Annotated in this window: 16 protein-coding genes and 2 tRNA genes; 8 read left to right on the top strand and 10 right to left on the bottom strand. The window is 58.9% G+C overall.

What is annotated here, in order from left to right; genetic code table 11:
• Positions 1-201 precede the first annotated feature (201 nt).
• Positions 202-672, top strand: a complete 471-nt coding sequence (locus tag ACA074_RS23395) for a helix-turn-helix domain-containing protein (protein WP_489881031.1) — start codon at positions 202-204, stop codon at positions 670-672.
• A gap of 79 nt (positions 673-751) precedes the next feature.
• Positions 752-976, top strand: a complete 225-nt coding sequence (locus tag ACA074_RS23390) for a SymE family type I addiction module toxin (RefSeq protein WP_497615351.1) — start codon at positions 752-754, stop codon at positions 974-976.
• A gap of 68 nt (positions 977-1,044) precedes the next feature.
• On the opposite strand, the gene ACA074_RS23385 is transcribed toward ACA074_RS23390, so the two are convergent.
• Both ACA074_RS23385 and ACA074_RS23380 read right to left on the bottom strand, forming a co-directional pair.
• Positions 1,045-1,121: transfer RNA gene (locus ACA074_RS23385), tRNA-Met, on the bottom strand.
• A 115-nt stretch (positions 1,122-1,236) separates the two neighbouring features.
• Positions 1,237-3,294 carry a methyl-accepting chemotaxis protein gene (locus tag ACA074_RS23380; protein WP_497677895.1) on the bottom strand — a complete coding sequence of 686 codons (2,058 nt, stop codon included), beginning with the start codon at positions 3,292-3,294 and terminating at the stop codon, positions 1,237-1,239.
• 333 nt (positions 3,295-3,627) lie between these two features.
• Between ACA074_RS23380 and ACA074_RS23375 the strand changes: the two genes are divergently transcribed.
• Positions 3,628-4,845, top strand: coding sequence for an MFS transporter (locus ACA074_RS23375; protein WP_497677894.1), 1,218 nt, complete (start codon positions 3,628-3,630; stop codon positions 4,843-4,845).
• Between the two features lie 180 nt (positions 4,846-5,025).
• Here the strand turns inward: ACA074_RS23375 and ychF are convergent, their stop codons facing one another.
• From ychF to ACA074_RS23335, 8 genes are all read right to left on the bottom strand, one after another.
• Entirely contained in the window at positions 5,026-6,126 is a 1,101-nt protein-coding gene (gene ychF / locus ACA074_RS23370) for a redox-regulated ATPase YchF (RefSeq protein WP_187678059.1), read from the bottom strand.
• A gap of 22 nt (positions 6,127-6,148) precedes the next feature.
• Entirely contained in the window at positions 6,149-6,733 is a 585-nt protein-coding gene (pth, locus tag ACA074_RS23365; protein ID WP_212617127.1) for an aminoacyl-tRNA hydrolase, read from the bottom strand.
• A gap of 171 nt (positions 6,734-6,904) precedes the next feature.
• Positions 6,905-7,507, bottom strand: a complete 603-nt coding sequence (locus tag ACA074_RS23360) for a 50S ribosomal protein L25/general stress protein Ctc (protein WP_187678058.1) — start codon at positions 7,505-7,507, stop codon at positions 6,905-6,907.
• 141 nt (positions 7,508-7,648) lie between these two features.
• A complete protein-coding gene (locus ACA074_RS23355; protein WP_003171603.1) occupies positions 7,649-8,590 on the bottom strand; it encodes a ribose-phosphate pyrophosphokinase in 942 nt (313 codons plus the stop codon).
• A gap of 45 nt (positions 8,591-8,635) precedes the next feature.
• Positions 8,636-8,710, bottom strand: a tRNA-Gln gene (locus tag ACA074_RS23350).
• Positions 8,711-8,746: 36 nt separating this feature from the next.
• Complete coding sequence (gene ispE, locus ACA074_RS23345; RefSeq protein WP_497677893.1) at positions 8,747-9,598, bottom strand: 4-(cytidine 5'-diphospho)-2-C-methyl-D-erythritol kinase; 852 nt, start codon at positions 9,596-9,598, stop codon at positions 8,747-8,749.
• 2 nt (positions 9,599-9,600) lie between these two features.
• Positions 9,601-10,218, bottom strand: coding sequence for a lipoprotein insertase outer membrane protein LolB (lolB, locus tag ACA074_RS23340; RefSeq protein WP_187678056.1), 618 nt, complete (start codon positions 10,216-10,218; stop codon positions 9,601-9,603).
• Positions 10,218-11,942, bottom strand: coding sequence for a tetratricopeptide repeat protein (locus ACA074_RS23335; RefSeq protein WP_401272232.1), 1,725 nt, complete (start codon positions 11,940-11,942; stop codon positions 10,218-10,220). The genes lolB and ACA074_RS23335 overlap by 1 nt, the downstream gene beginning before the upstream one ends.
• Positions 11,943-12,124: 182 nt before the next feature.
• On the opposite strand from ACA074_RS23335, the gene hemA reads away from it, so the two are divergent.
• From hemA to murI, 5 genes are read left to right on the top strand one after another with little or no spacing between them, the layout of a single operon-like run.
• A complete protein-coding gene (gene hemA, locus ACA074_RS23330) occupies positions 12,125-13,411 on the top strand; it encodes a glutamyl-tRNA reductase (RefSeq protein WP_187678054.1) in 1,287 nt (428 codons plus the stop codon).
• Positions 13,408-14,490 carry a peptide chain release factor 1 gene (gene prfA, locus ACA074_RS23325; RefSeq protein ID WP_401271813.1) on the top strand — a complete coding sequence of 361 codons (1,083 nt, stop codon included), beginning with the start codon at positions 13,408-13,410 and terminating at the stop codon, positions 14,488-14,490. The genes hemA and prfA overlap by 4 nt, the downstream gene beginning before the upstream one ends.
• Positions 14,491-15,321 carry a peptide chain release factor N(5)-glutamine methyltransferase gene (gene prmC, locus ACA074_RS23320; RefSeq protein ID WP_497677892.1) on the top strand — a complete coding sequence of 277 codons (831 nt, stop codon included), beginning with the start codon at positions 14,491-14,493 and terminating at the stop codon, positions 15,319-15,321.
• Positions 15,315-16,070 (top strand): molybdopterin-synthase adenylyltransferase MoeB, encoded by a 756-nt coding sequence (locus ACA074_RS23315; RefSeq protein ID WP_497677891.1) that lies wholly within the window; start codon positions 15,315-15,317, stop codon positions 16,068-16,070. The genes prmC and ACA074_RS23315 overlap by 7 nt, the downstream gene beginning before the upstream one ends.
• Positions 16,063-16,854: a glutamate racemase gene (murI, locus tag ACA074_RS23310; RefSeq protein ID WP_401271811.1), complete on the top strand. Its 792-nt coding sequence runs from the start codon at positions 16,063-16,065 to the stop codon at positions 16,852-16,854. Before ACA074_RS23315 ends, murI begins: the two co-directional genes overlap by 8 nt.
• Positions 16,855-16,946 lie beyond the last annotated feature (92 nt).

Genomic DNA, 16,946 nt, shown 5'->3' with positions numbered 1-16,946 from the left:
TTTACGAAAAATCCGATTCGTACCTGGATCGAAGCCGTTTCCTACGGCGCTCTCTCAACCTGTTGATGGGCGATTGATCCAGGTGAACCAGCGGTATTTCGTGCTTGTAGTCTTTCGGTTTGGATGGAAGGGATGTCTGCATTTCTCCTACAGAGTTTTCAGGTCGACAACTTACGCACCGCTGCCTGAGGATGTTTTCTGTTGTTTTTTCCAGGATGGATTTCATATGAAAAGGATGAGTCCGTTGCCATTCAACTCTATTTTCAGTCGGCCATTGTCATGAGTATTTCCAATGAGGACCGTGATTTTCTGGTGGCGATGGGCAGTCGCATTGCCCACTTACGCACAGTGCACGAGATCACACAGACTCGGTTTGCACGGGCATTAGGTCTTTCCCGGCAAACCTTTCAGGGCTACGAGGAGGGCACGCGCAGCATGCCGGTCACGACACTGGTGAAGATGGCATTTGCGCTTCGCGTTCCTGTTGAAGACTTGCTCGGGGTTCCCTCGTACACGGAGACGCCCAGACGCTGCTTGACCTCAGCGTGGTATCGACGGCTGCAGTCCATCAATGAGCTTTCGAAGGTCCAACAGAAGGTCATTGCGCAGATGCTCGACGCCCTGATCGCGCAGGCAGCGACCAAAACAAGCGACGAAGAAAGAGAAGTTTGAAGTAACTCAAAGAACGCAGAACCAAGGTGCGACAACACCTTGGCCCCGCTAACCAAAAGCAGCTAAACAGGAGCTAATCATGGCTAAAACCAATCATACGTCATCAACCCCCATCACTGAACGCCGGTTGAAAATCGCCGCAGACTTTTACCCGGTCCACACCAAGGAAAAAAACCACAGCCCCGCCAAACCGGTGCCCTGGATCAGGCTACGTGGCCTGTGGTTGCGGCAGGCGGGATTTGAGGTGAACGAGAACGTTAAAGTCCGAGTGATGAAAGGGTGCTTGGTGATTACCGCGGAGTAACGGATTGCCGAGACTTTTCTCGAGGCATAAAAAAACGGCTTACCTTTCGGTAAGCCGTTTTTAGTACTTGGTGGCTACACAGGGACTTGAACCCCGGACCCCAGCATTATGAATGCTATGCTCTAACCAACTGAGCTATGTAGCCAAGTGGCGCGCATTATTCCCCTGAAATGGAAAAGCGTCAAGCGTAAATTTAAAATATTTCTTCCTGTTTTCAACCGCTTATCCTCCGACCCCGGAAATCGGGGCCGGGCAGGGCGTCAACGCAGTTGGAATCTTGCGGTATTGGCGCTCAACGCATGGCTGCCCTGGCTCAGGGTGTCCGCCGCCAAGTTCACCGCCCGCGCACCTTCAAGCAAACGCACCGCTGCCTGATCGACCTGCTGGATATTGCCGCTGACCTCATCGGCGGTACTCGCTTGCTCTTCAACCGCCGTGGCGATCTGCGCGAGGGTGTCGGTGACGCTCTGTACGGCGCTGGCGATTTCGCCCAAGCGTTCACCGAGACCGGTGACCGACTCGGCATCGGTTTGCGCCTGGCCGCACGCGGCTTCCATCAAACTCACGGCTTCGTTGACCGTGGCGCGTAGGCTGTCAACGGTGCCGGCGATCTGCGCCGTGGACGATTGCGTACGTTGCGACAGGCTGCGCACCTCATCGGCCACCACGGCAAAACCGCGTCCCTGTTCACCGGCGCGCGCCGCTTCAATCGCAGCGTTGAGTGCCAACAGGTTGGTCTGTTCGGCAACACCACGAATGGTGTCGACCACCAGTTGAATCTGCTGCCCTTGCTCGCTGACCCGGCCCAGTGCCGCTGCCGTTTCGTTGAGGCGTTGATTGAGCTGCTGAATGCTCGCGGTAGTCCGTTGGCTGTCGCGGCTGCTGTCAGCGGCGATGCGTTGGGTGTGCTGCGCGCTGCCGGAAGCCTGTTCGCAACTCTGCGCCACGCCTTGCGAGGTGGCAGCCAGTTGCGTGGCGGCAGCGGCGATCTGGCTGATCTGCAACTGCTGCGCTTCGACTTCACCCAGCGCGCCGCTGGAATGATCGTTGAGGCTGCGCACCGCGTTGCTCAGTTGCGAGGTCTCGTGGTCGACGCCGAGCATGCTGTTGCGCAGTTGCACCACGGCGACGTTGAGCGCGGTGCTGATCGCCGCCAACTCATCGCGGCCCTCCACCGGCACTTGCAGGCTCAGGTTGCCGTCACGCAGGGCTTCGGCAAGCACCGTGATGCCGCTGGCGCTGCGCCGGATCGAGGCTTGCAGGCAGATGAACAAGTACAACGCGGCCAGCAGCAGACAGCCGAATACAGCGGCGACGAGGATGAACTGGCGAATCGCCGAGGCGTGGTAGGCCTCCAGGCGCTGATCCAGCGACACCAGCGATTGCTGGCGCAGGGAGGCAAGGTCGGTCAGCAACGCGTCGAGGCTGCGTTCGAACTCTTCGGGCTTGAGCGTGATGCTGCCGCCGAACACGCCGTCATCCAGCACCTTGAGGCCAGCATCGAGGTTTTTCAGGCTGCCGTGATACTGGCCGGCCCAGGCTTGCAGCTCTTTCGGCAGGCGCGCTTCGAGCAGGCCTGCCGTTTTGACAAGCTGCTCGCGGGCATCGCCGATACGGCTGCGCAGGTCGCGCAACTGCAAACGGCTCTGCAAGGTGAACTGGCCGGACACCACCGAAGCCTGACCCACCGCTGCGAGGCGACCGACCCGTTCGATCAAGTCCGGCGCGTGCTGCGTGGAAATTTGCGTGAGCAAGTAGGTTTCCAGCCACGGTGCCAAGGTCAGGCGATTGTCCATGACGATCTGCTCGCGCAACGCTTGCAGGGCGCTGAGGGCATGGGTGAAACGGTCGTAACCGTCCGGCCACCAGCCGACGCCGCTGAGACTTTTCGAATCCAGGCCATTGAGCGCGGTTTGCAACGCCTGATAGCGGACGAGAATCTCGCCGTCGGCGCCTTCGTTTTTCAGGGCATTGCCCAAATCGGCAGTGGCTTGCAGGACGGCGGGTTGCACGCCGTCGAATGCAGCCATGGCGGCGAGGGTAGCGGGCGTCGGCTGGCGATTGGTTTCCGTGGCGCGCCAACGGGCGGCGCGGTCACGTTGGGCGGCGAGCAGATTGTCCAGCGCATCGAGGCTGAGCAATTGGCGCACCCCGGCGCGTTCGCCGGAAATCAGGTTGAGCTTGTCGCGATAGTCCTGGCCGATCATCAACAGACTGCCGGCCAACGGCAGAATGAACAGCAGAAACAACAGCTGGAATTTACGTGCGAAGCCAAACCGCCCCAGCAATTTGATCCCCGGTGAAAGGAAAGCCTGCATGCCTCATGACTCCTCTGGACACCACGCACCATCGGCGTGCATCGCGGTCGTGCGACCTTGATGTTGTGCCCTGCTAAAAGGCCTCGAAAGTTCACTCTCGCCCGCTCTGTAGGCCGACTCTGTAGCGAAACTTCCCATTCTCGGCGCCCTTTGTAAGGGCGCCGCGTTCAAGCATAGAAGCAAGGCAAGATTCAGACCATGGCGTTGCGCTATCACCGTTATGGCGATGAACAACTCGTTCGTTAGCTGGCTAAGGGGATGGCGCTGGCGCACCGAAAAATGGCACATTGACGCACCTGCCTGCGGGCACCCATCTGCTGTCCGGAAATTTCCATGGCTATCAGCAACGCTCAGACCGCCGCTGCCTCGGCGTCCGCTCCTCCCCAAAGCAGCCCACTGGTGATGCGCATCATCGGCGCGGTGGCGCTGGCGCATTTGATCAATGACCTGATCCAGTCGGTGCTGCCGTCGATCTACCCGATGCTCAAGGCCAACTACGGTCTGAGCTTCACTCAGGTCGGTTTGATTACCCTGACGTTTCAACTGACCGCCTCGCTTTTGCAGCCGTGGGTCGGTTATCACACCGATCGCCATCCGAAACCGTGGCTGTTGCCGGCGGGTTCCATTTGCACGCTGATTGGCATCGTGATGATGTCGATGGTCGGCAGTTTTCCATTGATTCTGTTGGCGGCGGCGCTGATTGGTATCGGCTCCTCGACGTTCCACCCCGAGGCATCGCGCATTGCGCGGCTGGCCTCGGGCGGACGCTTCGGTCTGGCGCAATCGACCTTCCAGGTCGGTGGTAACGCCGGTTCTGCGTTCGGCCCGTTGCTGGCGGCGGCGATCATTATTCCGTTCGGTCAGGGCAACGTGGCGTGGTTCGGTCTGTTCGCAGTGTTTGCATTGTTCGTGCTGTACCGCATCAGTCGCTGGTACGCCCATCACCTGAACCTGTTCAAACTCAAGGCCGGCCAGGCAGCGACTCACGGGTTGTCGAAGGGCAGGGTGACCAGTGCGCTGGTGGTGCTCGGTTTGCTGGTGTTCTCCAAGTATTTCTACATGGCCAGCCTCACGAGCTATTTCACGTTCTACCTGATCGAGAAGTTCGACCTGTCGGTGGCCAGTTCGCAGCTGCACTTGTTCCTGTTTCTTGGCGCGGTGGCGGCGGGCACGTTCTTTGGCGGGCCGATCGGCGACAAGATCGGGCGTAAGGCGGTAATCTGGTTTTCGATCCTGGGCGTGGCGCCTTTTACGCTGCTCATGCCTCACGCCGATCTGTTCTGGACGACGGTCCTCAGCGTGGTGATCGGCTTCATCCTCGCTTCGGCGTTCTCGGCGATTGTGGTCTATGCGCAAGAGTTGGTGCCGGGCAATGTCGGGATGATTGCCGGGGTGTTTTTCGGTTTGATGTTTGGTTTTGGCGGGATTGGCGCGGCGTTACTTGGGCATCTCGCGGATGTGCACGGGATTGAGTACGTTTACTTCCTGTGCTCGTTCTTGCCGCTGTTCGGGGTGTTGGCGATCTTTTTGCCGCGGACCAAAAAGGCCTGACCTCACACAGTTCAAACTGTGGGAGCGAGCCTGCTCGCGAATGCGGTGTGTCATCCGCAGAGATGTGACTGACACTCCCTCTTCGCGAGCAGGCTCGCTCCCACAGGGGAAATGTTCAACAGTAGATTTCAGGCACAAAAAAGCCGCGTATCAAACGCGGCTTTTTCTTGGGCGTGTCGCTTACACGTTGAAGCGGAAGTGCATCACGTCGCCGTCTTTGACGATGTAGTCCTTGCCTTCCAGACGCCATTTACCGGCTTCTTTGGTGCCGGCTTCGCCCTTGTACTGGATGAAGTCGTTGTAGGCGATAACTTCGGCGCGGATGAAGCCTTTTTCGAAGTCGGTGTGGATCACTCCGGCAGCCTGAGGTGCGGTGGCACCGACTTTGACGGTCCAGGCGCGGACTTCTTCGACACCGGCGGTGAAGTAAGTCTGCAGGTGCAGCATTTCGTAGCCGGCACGGATCACGCGGTTCAGGCCAGGCTCTTCCAGGCCCAAGGCCTCGAGGAACATGTCCTTCTCTTCGCCGTCATCCAGCTCGGCGATTTCCGCTTCGATCTTGTTGCAGACCGGAACCACCATGGCGCCTTCTTCTTCGGCGATGGCCTTGACCACGTCTAGGTGCGGGTTGTTCTCGAAACCGTCTTCAGCAACGTTGGCGATATACATGACCGGTTTGGTGGTCAGCAGGTGGAAGCCTTTGATGACTGCCTTTTCGTCAGTGCTCATGTTCTTCATCAGGCTGCGCGCAGGCTTGCCTTCGGTGAAGTGTGCGATCAGTTGCTCCAGCAGAGCTTTCTGAACCACTGCGTCCTTGTCACCGCCCTTGGCGTTGCGTGCGACTTTCTGCAGTTGCTTCTCGCAGCTGTCGAGGTCGGCGAAGATCAGTTCCAGGTCGATGATTTCGATGTCGCGTTTCGGGTCGACGCTGTTGGAAACGTGGATCACGTTTTCGTCTTCGAAGCAGCGCACGACGTGAGCGATAGCGTCGGTTTCACGGATGTTGGCCAGGAACTTGTTGCCCAGGCCTTCACCTTTCGAGGCGCCGGCTACAAGGCCCGCGATGTCGACGAATTCCATGGTGGTCGGCAGGATGCGCTTTGGATTGACGATGGCCGCCAGTGCTTCCAGACGCGGGTCCGGCATCGGCACGATGCCGCTGTTCGGCTCGATGGTGCAGAAGGGGAAGTTCTCGGCCGCGATACCGGATTTGGTCAGGGCGTTGAACAGGGTGGACTTGCCGACGTTAGGCAGGCCGACGATGCCGCAATTGAATCCCATGGTGTTTCCCCTCGGAGTAGAGTCAGGCCTTCTGGCTGTGCAGGTTTTTCATCGCGCGGTTCCATTCACCGGCGAGGATATCCGGCAGCACGCCGAGGGCAAAGTCGATGCTGGCATCGAGTTTTTCCTGTTCGGCGCGTGGCGCACGACCCAGGACGAAATTTGAAACCATACTGGCGACGCCCGGGTGGCCGATGCCAAGCCGCAGGCGGTAGAAAGTATTCTGATTACCCAGTTGCGCGATGATGTCGCGCAACCCGTTGTGACCGCCATGGCCGCCGCCCTGCTTGAGCTTGGCAACGCCCGGAGGCAGATCGAGTTCGTCGTGCGCCACCAGGATTTCTTCAGGCTTGATGCGGAAGAAACCTGCGAGTGCCGCCACGGCCTGGCCGCTGCGGTTCATGTAGGTGGTGGGAATCAGCAGACGAACATCCTGACCCTGGTGCGAATAGCGCCCGGTCAGGCCGAAATATTTGCGATCGGCCACAAGATTCACATTCTGTGCGTGGGCGACGCGCTCAACAAAAAGGGCCCCTGCGTTATGCCGGGTCTGTTCGTATTCGGCGCCTGGATTTCCCAGGCCAACGATCAGTTTGATGGCAGTCACGATAGGGGCCCTTCCTTGGAGTGGTGGATAACATCGCCGCGATCAGGGGAAGCGGCGAAAGTGGACGAAAATTGCTCATTTACCATGAATGTAAACTCCGCGTTCTCGCCCGCTTTCTCGCTACGTTCCAGTCCGCGATGTTACCTGCTCACTCAGGCGTTACAGAGTGAATTACTCTGCTGCGCCTTCTTCGGTAGCTTCTGGAGCAACACGTGGAGCGTGGACGTTGGCAACAGCCTTGTCATCGCCGTGTGCCAGAGCAACGAACTCAACACCTTTAGGAGCTTTGAGGTCCGACAGGTGAATGATGGTGCCGATTTCTGCTTTCGACAGGTCGACTTCGATGAACTCAGGCAGATCTTTCGGCAGGCAGGTCACTTCGATTTCCGAAGTAACGTGCGAGATTTCGCCGCCTTTCTTCACTGGAGCTTCTTCACCAACAAAGTGTACAGGCACGATAGCGGTCAGTTTCTGACCTGCTACAACGCGTACGAAGTCAGCGTGCAGAACGTGGCCTTTCGACGGGTGACGTTGCAGAGCTTTGATGATGACATTCTGCTTGGTGCCACCAACGTTCAGCTCGATGATGTGGCTGTAAGCCGCTTCGTTTTCGAGCAGTTTGGCAACTTCTTTGGCCAGCATGCTGATGGATTCAGGGGCTTTTTCGCCACCGTAAACAACAGCTGGAACCAGAGCGGCGAGACGACGCAGGCGGCGGCTCGCACCTTTCCCCAGGTCGGAACGCACTTCAGCATTCAGAGTAAAATCGTTCATTTTGTATCTCCAAAATAGCCATGACCGAGCGGCGTTTGCGACCAGCGCCTAACACGGTATGGGCAAAAAAGCCCCGCCCCGACAGGAATGCCGGGGCGGGGCGCTTTTCGTCAACGAGACATTTCGAGAAGGGCAGGGCCCTTAGCGGAACATCGCGCTGATCGATTCTTCATTGCTGATGCGGCGAACCGCTTCGGCAACTACCGGTGCAATATCCAGTTGACGGATACGTGCACAGGCTTGTGCTGCAGCGGACAGCGGGATGGTGTTAGTCACCACCAACTCGTCCAGCACGGAATTTTCGATATTCTCGATGGCCCGACCCGACAGCACAGGGTGTGTGCAGTAGGCAAAGACCTTGGCTGCGCCATGCTCTTTCAGGGCCTTGGCCGCGTGGCACAGAGTGCCGGCGGTATCGACCATGTCATCGACCAGAATGCAGGTACGCCCTTCGACATCACCGATGATATGCATCACTTCAGAGTGATTGGCTTTCTCACGGCGTTTGTCGATGATCCCGAGATCCACACCCAGCGACTTGGCAACAGCACGTGCACGCACGACGCCACCAATATCCGGGGATACGATCATCAGGTTTTCGAAGCGCTGATCTTCAATGTCATCCACCAGAACCGGGGAGCCGTAGATGTTATCTACCGGAATATCGAAGAAACCCTGAATCTGGTCAGCATGCAGATCAACCGTGAGAACACGGTCGATGCCGACTACGGTAAGCATGTCAGCGACGACTTTCGCGCTGATAGCCACACGTGCGGAACGCGGACGGCGATCCTGACGGGCATAACCAAAATAAGGAATAACAGCAGTGATACGAGTAGCCGAGGAGCGGCGGAAGGCATCAGCCATCACTACCAGTTCCATCAGGTTATCGTTGGTCGGAGCGCAAGTCGGCTGAATAATGAAAACGTCTTTACCGCGAACGTTTTCATTGATCTCGGCAGTAATTTCGCCGTCGGAGAACTTACCGACAGAGATGTCACCGAGAGGGATATGCAGCTGACGTACAACACGCCGAGCCAGATCGGGGTTAGCGTTCCCCGTAAAGACCATCATCTTGGACACGCGCAGTACCTAGAGGCTGAGGGTAACCTGGATGAGTATAGAAAATGGCAGGGGCGGCTGGATTCGAACCAACGCATGGCAGGATCAAAACCTGCTGCCTTACCGCTTGGCGACGCCCCTGTATCTGTTGCATCAAGTGCCGAGCACTTGGTTCCTTTAGAGCAGACTTTGCAGCTTGCGATGCAACATCGAAACGTTGCTTCCTTTTGCTACAAACCCTGTAATGGTCTCTGTCAGAAGGGCCGAGACTTTATCAGCTTCAGCTTTGCTTGGGAAGCCCCCAAACACACAACTTCCAGTTCCGGTGAGCTTTGCTTCGGTAAATTTACCTAGCAAATCCAATGCGTTACGTACTTCTGGATAACGCCTTGCAACCACCGGCAAGCAGTCATTTCGACTGTTTCCCTCGGGAACGGGGCGCACTTTAATGGGCGGCGTGTTACGTGTCAACAAAGGATCGGAAAAAATTTCTGCCGTACTTACAGCGACTTGCGGCACAAGCACGAGATACCACGGTTCTTCGGGATCGACCGGGGTGAGTTTTTCGCCTACGCCCTCGGCAAACGCTGCGTGGCCACGGACGAAAACCGGAACATCAGCGCCAAGCGACAAGCCCAGTGCGGCGAGTCGATCTTCATCCCAGCACAACTGCCACAGATGATTGAGACCGAGCAGGGTTGTCGCCGCGTTGGAACTGCCGCCACCAATGCCGCCCCCCATGGGCAGCACTTTGTCGATCCAGATGTCGATGCCAAGAGAACAACCGGATTGTTCCTGCAACATCTTCGCCGCGCGCACGATCAGGTTGCTGTCGTGGGGCACGCCTGCGAATTCGGTGTGCAGTTGAATCACGCCGTCATCGCGAACGGCAAAAGTGATTTCGTCGCCGTAATCGACAAACTGGAACAGCGTCTGCAACTCGTGATAACCGTCTTCACGGCGACCAAGAATGTGCAGCATCAGATTGAGTTTGGCCGGCGACGGCAGAGTCAGGCGTGCAGCGCTCATGCTTATTGCCCCAGTTTGCGCGGCTGCCAGGTCTTGATCACCAGCGTCACGTCCAGGTCAGTGCCGTGCAGTTTGATGCGCTCGGGCAACCAGTAACCATTTTGTTCGGTGTAGGCGGTGTATTCGACTTTCCAGCCATCCTGTTCAAGGTTGGCCAGGCGGCTGTCGGCATCCAGACTCAGACGGCTTTTGCTTTCCGGCGCCGGCAGGCCACGCACCCACCAGGCGAGGTTCGACACTGGCAGTTTCCAGCCAAGTTGCTCTTCCAGCAGCGTTTCCGGCGACTGCGATTCATAGCGACCCTGATTGGCGACTTCCAGCGACACCTTGCCCGGACGCCCGGTCAAACGTGCCGCACCACGACCCAGCGGGCCGGAGAGTCGAATGTCGTAATAGTCCTGACGCTGCAGCCAGAACAGCGTGCCGCTGCCCGAGTCTTTCGGGGCGCGGATGCCGATCTTGCCGTCGATCTGCCAGCCGTCAAGGCCGGTCAGTTGCTGTTTGTTCGCGGCCCATTGAGCCGGGCTGCCGTGGCCTTCGACCGATTCGCGAGCGCCGAAGCCCGCGCAGCCGGCGAGCAGGGCGATGAAGCTGAAAACAATAACGTGGCGCAAAAACATTAAAGAGTCTCGGATCCGGTCAGGCGCTTGATGGTGCTGCGCAGAATGGTGCTGTCGGGCTGATCCTTGAGGAATTTGCCCCAGATTTGTTTGGCTTCGCGCTGATTTCCCTTGGTCCACAGGACTTCGCCCAGATGTGCGGCGACTTCGTGATCAGGGAAACGCTCCAGCGCCTGACGCAGATATTTCTCGGCGTCGTCCAGGTTGCCCAAGCGGTAATTCACCCAGCCGAGGCTGTCGAGTACTGCCGGGTCTTCCGGGTTGATCTGGTGCGCCTGCTCGATCAGCGTCTTGGCTTCAGCGTAGCGGGTGGTGCGGTCGGACAGGGTGTAGCCCAGCGCGTTCAGCGCCATGGCATTGTCCGGATCGCGCTTGATGATCAGGCGCAGGTCTTTTTCCATCTGCGCCAGATCGTTGCGCTTTTCCGCAAGCATGGCGCGGGTGTACAGCAGATTCAGATCGTCCGGGTATTGCAGCAAGGCTTGCTGCAAGACTTTCATGGCCTTGTCGTCCTGTTTGTTGGCCGACAGGGTTTCCGATTCGATCAGGTACAACTGGATCGCGTAATCGGGTTGTTCGTCACGCTCGGCCGCCAGTTTGCTTTGTGCTTCGGCGGTTTTGCCGTTGTTCATCAGAATGTCGGCCTGACGCAACTGCGCGGGCAGATAGTCATTGCCCGGGCCGACCTGGGCGTATTCGATCAGTGCGCCTTGCGGGTCATTGCGCTCTTCGGCGATACGACCGAGGTTAAGGTGCGCCGAATCGACATGGCTTTCACGGGCGATCAGGTCTTCCAGATAACCCTTGGCCTCGTCCCAAGCCTTGGCTTCCAGGCACACCAGCGCCAACGAGTAACGCAGTTCGTCGTCTTCCGGGTATTGCTGAACGAGGCCGGAGAACTCGGCCTTGGCGTCGTCCATCCGGTCCTGTTCAACCAGCATGCGCGCGTAAGTCAGGCGCAGACGCTTGTCGTCCGGGTATTTCTTGATGTTCTTTTTCAGCAGCGGCAGGGCTTCGTCGCCACGGTTCAGGAGCTGGAGAAGACGTGCGCGCAGCAGGATCGGGGCGATTTCGCCGTCTTCCGGCTGATTGTCTTCGAGCAGGGCCAGTGCCGCTTTGTTGTCGCCATCCTGCTGCATGAGCAGGGCCTTGCCGAAAATCAGCTGACTGTTGTTCGGGTGACGCTGCAACAAACGGTCGAAACTTTTCATCAGGCCGTTGCGGGTTTCCTGATCAGTATCGGCCGCCGACAGTGCGAGGAAATCGAAATGGGTATCGCCCTTGCCTTGCAGGACTTTCTCCATATAGACCATCGAGTCGTCGTAACGCCCGGCGCGTGCCAGTTGCACGGCGGCGGCGCGTTGCGCTTCGAGATCGTCCGGGGCGTTTTTCGCCCAGATCAGCGCGGTATCGAGGGCCGGTTGATCGGCGCCAAGGTACTCGGCGATGCGGAACGCACGCTCGGAGACGCCCGGATCCTGAGTGTTGATGGCCTGGGTCACGTAGTTGTCCAGGGCAATGTCGAAACGATTGCGCTGGCCGGCGAGTTCGGCGCTCAGCAGGCTGAACACGGTTTCTTCGCTGAACGAGCTGTAAACCTTGGGCTTTTCAGGGGCGGGCGTGGTGTCTTCTACCGATGGCGTACCATTCGGCGCAACGGGGGCCAAGGCCTGGCAGCCGCTGAGGAAGACAAAAGCAAGGAGCAACGCGGAAGATCTATTCATATAGGAAGAGGACGACTAACCTGCGGTCGGATCATCATGACACAAGCCTTCGGCCAAACATAACCGAGTCTCAATTGTGCCCATTATAGGGGCGGACAATTGGGACAATAGTCAGCGGTAGTTGTTCTGAATCTGACGAAGGTGGACAATTGCCGGCTTCACGTCACCATCAGCGACCTTGAATGGCCTTCCTTGCACTCGGTATTAACCACAAGACTGCTTCAGTAGACGTCCGCGAGCGCGTGGCCTTTACCCCTGAGCAACTTGTTGAGGCCTTGCAGCAGCTCTGCCGAATGACCGACAGCCGCGAAGCTGCGATCCTCTCCACCTGCAATCGCAGTGAGCTTTATATAGAACAGGATCAGCTTTCTGCGGATATCGTGCTGCGCTGGCTGGCCGATTATCACCATTTAAGCCTCGATGAGCTGCGCGCGAGTGCTTATGTGCATGAAGATGATGCGGCAGTTCGTCACATGATGCGCGTCGCCTCCGGGCTCGACTCGCTGGTGCTGGGCGAACCGCAGATTCTCGGCCAGATGAAGTCGGCCTACGCCGTGGCCCGCGAGGCCGGCACCATCGGGCCGCTGCTGGGCCGGCTGTTCCAGGCAACCTTCAATGCCGCCAAGCAGGTGCGTACCGACACCGCCATCGGTGAAAACCCGGTGTCCGTGGCGTTTGCCGCGGTCAGCCTGGCGAAACAGATTTTCAGTGATTTGCAACGCAGCCAGGCCTTGCTGATCGGCGCCGGCGAGACCATCACCCTGGTCGCCCGCCATCTGCACGAGCTGGGGGTCAAACGCATCGTTGTCGCCAACCGTACGCTGGAGCGTGCCAGCCTGTTGGCCGAGCAGTTCGGCGCCCACGCGGTGTTGCTCTCGGACATCCCGGCCGAACTGGTGCGCAGCGACATCGTCATCAGTTCGACGGCCAGCCAGTTACCGATTCTCGGCAAGGGCGCGGTGGAAAGCGCACTGAAGCTGCGCAAGCACAAACCGATCTTCATGGTCGACATCGCTGTTCCCCGGGATATCGAACCGGAAGTCGGCGAGTTGGACGACGTTTACCTGTATAGCGTCGACGATCTCCACGAAGTGGTCGCCGAGAACCTCAAGAGCCGCCAAGGCGCAGCGCAAGCGGCCGAAGAGATGGTCTCGGTCGGTGCCGACGATTTCATGGTGCGCCTGCGTGAGCTGGCGGCGGTCGATGTGCTCAAGGCCTATCGTCAACAGAGCGAACGCTTGCGCGACGAAGAGCTGCAAAAAGCCCTGCGTCTGCTGGCCAACGGCGGCAACGCTGAAGATGTGCTCGGGCAATTGGCCCGTGGCCTGACCAATAAACTGTTGCATGCGCCCAGCGTGCAACTGAAAAAGCTTTCTGCCGAAGGCCGCCTCGATGCGCTGGCCATGGCCCAGGAACTCTTTGCCCTCGAGGGCTCACCGGATAGCTTTTCGGATAAAAAACCGCAATGAAAGCGTCACTGCTCAATAAACTGGACATCCTCCAGGACCGTTTCGAGGAACTGACCGCGTTGCTCGGCGACGGCGAAGTCATTTCCGATCAGGCCAAGTTTCGCGCTTATTCCAAGGAATACGCCGAACTCGAGCCGATCGTACACGCCTATAAAAAGCTGCTCAGCGTACAAAGCGATCTTGAAGGCGCGCAGGCGCTGCTCAAGGACAGCGACCCGGACATGCGTGAAATGGCCGTGGAAGAAGTCCGTGAAGCCAAAGAATTGCTGATCACGCTGGAAGGCGATCTGCAGCGCATGTTGCTGCCCAAGGACCCCAACGACGGGCGCAACGTGTTTCTCGAAATCCGCGCCGGCACCGGTGGCGACGAGGCGGCGATTTTCTCCGGCGACCTGTTCCGCATGTACTCGCGGTACGCCGAACGCCGTGGCTGGCGTGTGGAGATCCTTTCGGAAAACGAAGGCGAACACGGCGGCTATAAAGAAGTCATCGCTCGCATTGAAGGCGACAACGTTTACGGCAAGCTGAAATTCGAATCCGGCGCGCACCGCGTACAGCGTGTACCCGCCACCGAATCCCAGGGGCGTATCCACACCTCGGCCTGCACCGTAGCGGTGTTGCCGGAGCCGGACGAGCGGGAAGCCATCGAGATCAACCCGGCGGATTTGCGCGTCGACACTTACCGTTCCTCCGGGGCCGGTGGTCAGCACGTCAACACGACCGACTCGGCGATTCGCATCACGCACATACCGACCGGCACCGTCGTCGAGTGCCAGGAAGAGCGTTCCCAGCACAAGAACCGTGCGCGTGCGATGGCGTGGCTGTCGGCCAAGCTCAACGATCAGCAAACCGCCGCGGCGGCCAATGCCATCGCCAGCGAGCGTAAATTGCTGGTCGGCTCCGGTGACCGTTCCGAGCGGATTCGCACCTACAACTTTGCCCAGGGCCGGGTCACTGACCATCGCGTCAACCTGACCCTGTACTCTCTTGATGACGTTCTCGCCGGTGGCGTTGACGCGGTGATCGAGCCTTTGCTGGCCGAATACCAGGCTGACCAACTCGCTGCGATAGGTGAATAAATGACCATCATTGCCAGCCTGTTGCGTGCCGCCGAACTGCCGGACTCACCTACCGCACGTCTCGATGCCGAATTGCTCCTCGCGGCCGCGCTGGGCAAGTCGCGTAGCTTCCTGCACACCTGGCCCGAGCGCATCGTGCCGACGGAAGCCGCGCTGACCTTTGCCGAATACCTGCAACGCCGTCGTGGCGGCGAGCCGGTGGCCTACATTCTCGGCCAGCAAGGATTCTGGAAACTCGATCTGGAAGTCGCGCCGCACACGCTGATTCCCCGTCCGGACACGGAACTGCTGGTGGAAGCGGCGCTGGAATTGCTGCCAGCGACCCCGGCCAAAGTGCTCGACCTCGGCACCGGCAGCGGCGCGATTGCCCTGGCTCTGGCCAGTGAGCGTCCGGCATGGCAGGTCACCGCCGTGGATCGCGTGCTGGAAGCGGTGGCATTGGCCGAGCGCAATCGCCAGCGTCTGCATTTGAACAACGCCACGGTGCTGAGCAGTCACTGGTTCAGCGCTCTGGAAGGTCAGCGTTTTGATCTGATCATCAGCAACCCGCCGTACATTGCCGCCGCCGATCCACACCTGGTCGAAGGCGATGTGCGCTTCGAACCGGCGAGTGCGCTGGTGGCCGGTGAGGATGGGCTCGACGATCTGCGCCTGATCGTTGCCCAGGCCCCGGATCATCTGGAGGCCGGCGGCTGGGTGATGCTCGAACACGGCTATGATCAAGCCGAAGCCGTGCGCGATCTGTTTAACACTCGCGGTTTCGAAGAAGTCCACAGCCGTACCGATCTGGGCGGCCATCAACGCATCAGCCTGGGGCGCCTGCCGTGCTGAATGATCAGGAGTTGCTGCGCTACAGCCGGCAGATTCTGCTGCAACACATCGATATTGATGGGCAACTGAAGCTCAAGGACAGTCGCGTCCTGATCGTCGGCCTCGGTGGTCTTGGCGCACCGGTTGCGCTGTATCTGGCGGCAGCCGGTGTCGGCGAACTGCATCTGGCGGACTTCGATACAGTCGATCTGACCAACCTGCAACGCCAGATCATTCACGACACCGACAGCGTCGGCATGAGCAAGGTCGACTCGGCGCTAAAGCGCTTGAGTGCGATCAATCCCGAGATTCAACTGGTGCCGCATCGTCAGGCGCTCGACGAGGACTCTCTCGCCGCTGCCGTTGCGGCGGTGGATCTGGTACTCGACTGTTCGGATAATTTTTCCACGCGCGAAGCGGTCAACGCTGCGTGCGTGGCCGCGACTAAACCCTTGGTCAGCGGAGCCGCCATTCGTCTTGAAGGGCAACTGTCGGTGTTCGATCCGCGTCGCGCCGAGAGCCCTTGCTATCACTGTTTGTACGGGCATGGCAGCGAAGCCGAACTGACCTGCAGCGAGGCTGGTGTGGTCGGGCCGTTGGTGGGGGTGGTCGGCAGCCTTCAGGCGCTTGAAGCGTTGAAAGTGTTGGTCGGCTTCGGTGAGCCGCTGGTGGGCCGCTTGCTGTTGATCGATGCCTTGGGTTCGCGTTTCCGCGAGTTGCGGGTCAAGCGTGATCCTGGTTGCAGCGTCTGTGGCGCGCGCCATGCGTGAGGCGCCGGTCGGCGTGTTCGATTCCGGTGTCGGCGGTTTGTCGGTGCTGGCAGAAATCCAGCGCTTGTTGCCCAATGAATCGCTGCTGTACTTCGCCGATTGCGGGCACATTCCGTACGGCGAGAAAACCCCGGAGTTCATCCGCCAGCGTTGCAGCGTGATGGCCGGGTTTTTTCGCGAGCAGGGCGCCAAGGCTTTGGTGGTCGCCTGCAATACCGCGACAGTGGCGGCGGCTGCCGATCTGCGCGGTGATTTTCCCGACTGGCCGATCGTTGGCATGGAGCCGGCGGTGAAACCGGCGGCCGCGGCAACGCGCAGCGGCGTGGTCGGTGTTCTCGCCACCACCGGCACCTTGCAGAGTGCCAAGTTCGCTGCGTTGCTTGATCGCTTTGCCACCGATGTGCGGGTGATTACTCAGCCTTGCCCGGGCCTGGTCGAATTGATTGAAAGCGGCGATCTTCACAGCGCCGAGTTGCGCCAGTTGCTGCAAAGCTATGTCGATCCGCTGCTGGCCAACGGTTGCGATACGATTATTCTTGGTTGCACGCACTATCCCTTCCTCAAGCCGATGCTCAAGTCGATGATCCCCGAGACCATCAGCCTGATCGATACCGGCGCCGCCGTGGCGCGGCAACTTCAACGTCTTTTGGCCGAGCGTGATCTGCTCGCCGAAGGACCGAACCGATCGGTCAGATTCTGGACCAGCGGTGATCCTCAGCACTTCAAAAACATCCTGCCGTTGTTGGGGCAAACTGCCGGCGACGTGCAAAACTTCAGTTTGTAAAAAAAATGTGAAATAACCGGAAGATCGTCTGAACTTCTGTTTGAGCGCTAGCTTCTATAGCGATGAGTTATCTAGAAAACCAAACGATCGTT

The sequence above is a fragment of the Pseudomonas sp. LBUM1655 genome, from assembly GCF_059716085.1.
The sequence above is the reverse complement of the archived record's forward strand: the minus strand, read 5'-3'. Positions and strand labels throughout refer to the sequence as shown.